This window comes from Pelosinus propionicus DSM 13327 (assembly GCF_900114615.1).
GTDB classification, from domain to species: Bacteria; Bacillota; Negativicutes; order DSM-13327; family DSM-13327; genus Pelosinus; species Pelosinus propionicus.
In genome coordinates this window covers 1-1,177 of record NZ_FOTS01000131.1, presented here as the reverse complement: position 1 = coordinate 1,177, position 1,177 = coordinate 1, and the positions used below count along the sequence as shown (strand labels likewise).

The window sequence follows — 1,177 nt, the reverse complement described above, 5'->3', positions numbered from 1 at the left end:
TGTGGACTAATACGCACTGTCAAAGGACTGGCTGTTTCTACCGTTCCTATAATTGAGTCAGTAGGGCTTAAACTTTTAAAAATATTTTGTACAATGGTCTGTATTACTTGATATAAGGTACCATTTGGATTTATATCCATTAAATTATCACCCGCATTCCTACGCTCATTACGTGTTTACCATTTCCAAATCGATGGTCCACCGAATCTAGGAGCAATTTTTTACTTAAACTAATATCGCCAATGTCAGGAATATCAATTGTCACCATATGACCAGCCTTTAAACCAACTACGCCTAAACAATTATCGAGTTTTAAAGTTCGCAACACTCTGTTGTAGTATGTTAGGCAAGTTTCAGCCTGGGACTGGATTTGAGCAGCATTTAGATTTTCGTCAACGACTTCATATTTTTGGAGGGTTCCCCATTTTTTCATAGTCGTACTATCTTGCACGATATAAACATCACCCTTGCCAGTCTTTTTATTCGGGTGCACTAACTTGATTTTATTATAGGTATCCTTATCAATATCCGTTTTGTAGCTATAATCTGTCACCAGGCTGCTTGTGCCTAAAATTACGTCCACATACATATTAGATGCTTTCGTCAAAGTCAGAGCACCAAAATCATCATAAAAAATATACAGCTCACCTGTATTTAATTGTGTTTGTTGCAAACCATAGTAAATGATATCAAAGAGGCTCTTATTGTCCTGTACCATTGTTGAAGATATGGTATATCCCGTATCTTCAATAACACCTATCGTAAGACTGAAATCTTGTGCTATATTTTTTATCACAGATGTTGCAGTTACACCGCTAAAAACATAGCTTTCATGAGCTTTTAGATAGCGCAATTGATCATAACATACGGTCTTAATCCTACCCCAGCGATCAATATCCTTAGAAAACACGTACCCATAAAAAATAGGAGTGTCGTTAACTTTAAATCTTACAACATCTCCTTCGTGATATTCGATGATAGCATCCTTTATCAGTTCAAATTGAAATTTACCTGCCTGGCCACGAATCACCGTATGATATGACGCCTCAACAATTAGTTCTGAGGCGTCATACATATTTCCTGTTTGCTTACTTTCTATTAAAAATTCATATTTAATCATGATGGTAATTTCAACTTCATTCCAGCAGTAATCGCATTCACATCACTTAGCCCATTT

General features: G+C 36.2%; 1 protein-coding gene. It reads right to left on the bottom strand.

Annotated features, from left to right (window positions below; translation table 11 throughout):
- Nucleotides 1–139 precede the first annotated feature (139 nt).
- Nucleotides 140–1,120 carry an XkdQ/YqbQ family protein gene (locus BMZ99_RS25875; RefSeq protein ID WP_090945032.1) on the bottom strand — a complete coding sequence of 327 codons (981 nt, stop codon included), beginning with the start codon at nt 1,118–1,120 and terminating at the stop codon, nt 140–142.
- Nucleotides 1,121–1,177: the final 57 nt, after the last annotated feature.

Bases quoted from the DNA above. Each gene is read 5' to 3' on its own strand.
- BMZ99_RS25875 (WP_090945032.1), bottom strand. From the start codon at position 1,120: ATGATTAAATATGAATTTTTAATAGAAAGTAAGCAAACAGGAAATATG.